3 protein-coding genes are annotated in these 3,204 nt (G+C 45.4%); 1 reads left to right on the forward strand and 2 read right to left on the reverse strand.

From position 1 onward, the window contains the following. Both K2Q26_15935 and K2Q26_15940 read right to left on the reverse strand, forming a co-directional pair. A partial coding sequence (locus K2Q26_15935; protein MBY0317010.1) for an AI-2E family transporter occupies nucleotides 1-347 on the reverse strand: 347 nt, incomplete at its 3' end. Between the two features lie 76 nt (nucleotides 348-423). Further along, nucleotides 424-1,596: an MFS transporter gene (locus tag K2Q26_15940; GenBank protein ID MBY0317011.1), complete on the reverse strand. Its 1,173-nt coding sequence runs from the start codon at nucleotides 1,594-1,596 to the stop codon at nucleotides 424-426. 228 nt (nucleotides 1,597-1,824) lie between these two features. On the opposite strand from K2Q26_15940, the gene K2Q26_15945 reads away from it, so the two are divergent. Next, a complete protein-coding gene (locus K2Q26_15945) occupies nucleotides 1,825-2,997 on the forward strand; it encodes a hypothetical protein (GenBank protein MBY0317012.1) in 1,173 nt (390 codons plus the stop codon). Nucleotides 2,998-3,204 lie beyond the last annotated feature (207 nt).

Consider the following 3,204-nt stretch of genomic DNA (forward strand, 5'->3'; position numbering starts at 1 on the left):
TCGTACTCGGCCAATTTGCTATCCAACTTTTCGAGAAGAATATGGAAATTTTGGGGAGCTTCGGCCACTGCGGTTTGAATTTCGCTCACAATCGGAGGGATGATGATGAGTAATAAAAGAATAATTCCGACACCAACCGTGGCCACGACTGTGGCGGTCGAGGCCGAGCGACTAAAGCCCTTTTTCTCCAGCCACTTCAGGAGCGGTAATGTGGCATACGCTAAAAAAAATGCGATGCAAAGTTGGAACAAAGCGGAGCCCAGTCCAACAAAAAATAAAGCGATGAACAATAATAAAGTTCCAACAACCGCAACTTCTTTAATCATGGATTTTTTAAGAGTCATCATGTCCAAGATTTAACTCTGATAAGCATTAGCGGCAATGAAATTCAGAGCCTAGCATCAATAATTTAATCTTGGAGCCTTAGGTGGTCGTCAGATCCGTTTTCATGCGCAAAAGTGGAGGGGTTATTAATACAAATGCGACAACAAAAACCATCGAAAGAATGACGAAAGCGTCATGGATCCCACGAAGATCAATGAAAGATCCGATAAAGGGGCCTAGAATTCCAAAAGTAAAACGGAACATAAAACTGAGCATAGAGTTTGCCGTCGCTCGCAGCTCGGCGCTCAGACGCATGTTAATTTGATCTCTGAGCGTGACATTGTTTAAGCCTCGAGAAAAATAAATGAGTAAACCGCCCATGATCCCGACGATGACTTGATCAAAGGTCATCAATATATATCCACTGAAACAAAAAATCGGAATGGTGAGCATGACGGCCCGTAATCCAAATCGGCGTTGGAGATAAGGCGCACTGAGAGCTGCGAAACCGATGGAGAGAGTGTAAAAGGCCCAAAGGATTCCAAAATATTTGAGATCAATCTGGAGATGTGTCCAATATTTCTGAAGCGACCAAATGATAATAAAGTTGGCGAGAAACCAGACGACAAAGTTCATAGATAAAAGCCGCATTAAGCGATTATCGACAAATAACTTGCGAGCAACTTCGGGAATATGGTCCCATTTAAAAGCGCGCTTGCGCGCAATGTTGGGCTCCTTCAGAGTCAAAGCTGAGAGAAAGGGGAGCCACGAAATAATCATCTGGGTGAAAATCACGTGGCGAAAAGAAAAGGTCACGAGAAATCCACCAATCAACGCTCCACTCGCTTCACCTAAAGAGTAGGACCACTGCGAAAACGACAGGGCTTTGGAAGCGCCTTCGTGGTGTCTTTTGTCCAAAGGTAGCGAATCATAAAGAAGGGCGACATCGCAACCCGATATAAAACCTAAAGCAATGCCCACTAATACTTCGTGCAGAAATAATCCCCAAAAACTGGTGGCGTAGCTGAGCACGAGGTATCCCAGTGCCGAGATGATCGAGCCAATGCATAGACTGAGTTTTCTCCCGTAAAGATCGGCGAAGTAACCCGCGGGAATATCAACAAGCGCCACCGATAAGCCAAACGCGGCCTGGAGTTGGAAAAACTCGGTCACCGTCATCCCCAGCGATGCGTAGTAGGGATACAGAATCGGCAACACGATGATAAAGAGCCAACTAAAATTAAAAATATAAACGCGACGGACTGGGTTCACGATTTCCTATTTTAGCCGAAAGCCTTCGGATGACAACGAATTGGAAGATTTACTGGCCTGTTTAAGAGTTCGACGAAGTGACGTTTTGGGGCGCTCGAGCCCGCCGTAAAATGTTTTCCGTCACCGCACTTGAAGTTGAGAGCCGTTTAAACCGGCAGGGACACGGTATCCTTATTGCGAAGTACTCCCCCGAGGCTGTGGATTTCCATGACCTCATTGGAGTAGGGTATGAAAACATTATCAGTATTACTTTCGGCAATTTTAATGGCCTCAACGGCCAGTGCTGCCGAATTACAAAAAGTACCAATGAACAAAACTGTCAAAGAGATCGTTACGCAGCAGTGTAAAGATGTCGGAGGTACTTTCACCATCGTCTGCCATTGCGGAACTCAAAGAGATCCTTTGGCGGTGTCATTAGCCGCCGTGGCTTTAGTTAAGGACAAAAAAATCAATTCTCAAACTTTGGGAGTGATCAATCCATTTGTAGAGGTCTGTACTCAGGGCATAGACCTGCAGTCCGGTTTAATGAAGGAAACCGTGGCCTCTCGTTTAGCAGATATTTTAGCGATCACGAATAACAGTGTTCTCTCCAACGCGAGTTTGGTTGAGGAAATTGATACATTAATTAAGATTGGTTACTTGGATCTCGATAGCGTTCTTAAATACATCACCGATGATAAATATAAGGTGGGCGTAAAAAACCGTCTCGCAGAGATTAAAGAAAAATTACAGAAGGCTCAGGCCAATTTTTCGTCGAATTCAAATCTGACCCAGGACGCTCAGGCTCGCACCAAAAATTTTCTTAAACTTAAAGCGATTGAAGATCTGAATACGGCGGTAGGATTCGACATTCAAGCGGCGCAAAAAGTGTTTATGACCATTCGCGCTCAATTGCCGGCTCAATCTCATCGTATGAACCGCGATGAGGCCGTTAAGTTTATCGAGTCGTTAAGAGCCAATTCAAAAGAAATGGCGAGAAACTTGGGACATACCGTTCTCAGTAATGCGAAATCTGGAGTGACCGGTGTTGTCCGCGGTGCTGTGATCGCGAGTGCGGCTCAGTTAACTGGCTTTAACCTGGAGTGGCTGAGCTATCTCGATCCGATTAACGTTTTTATCCAAACAGTAACGCCAGTTCCTGCGTTGGCTCATACCCGAACTCAGGTTCTCGCGATGAACCCAACAACCATGTATGATGTTACAAATTTTGTTTTGCGGGAATCGACACAAGTTTATCTTCGCAACAACGTTAACTTTGTTCGAGACGCGGGCGAGACGGGAATGTTTAATCTTTTTGCTCAGCGTGTAATGATGGTGGGTTTGTATGCAGAAACTCGACAGAAAGCCCTTGGCGAAGGGACATCGCAGTTGACGTCCATCGCGGCGATGATGGCAGAGTAATCTCGCCAAACAGGAACAAAAAAAGTACACACTGCTCTTGTCAGGGTGGTTTAATAGAAATAAGACGGCTAAGGTCTTGATCCATGATCAAGACCTTTTTATTTTTATTCGTTGCTAGTTTATGTCTGAGTGCCACCGCGGATTTGGTTTCGCCCTTCCGATCTACGATAGACGGGGTGACAATTCCCAACGCCCATCTCGTGGCCA

The organism is Bdellovibrionales bacterium (assembly GCA_019750295.1).
In the GTDB taxonomy this organism is placed as follows: domain Bacteria; phylum Bdellovibrionota; class Bdellovibrionia; order Bdellovibrionales; family JAGQZY01; genus JAIEOS01.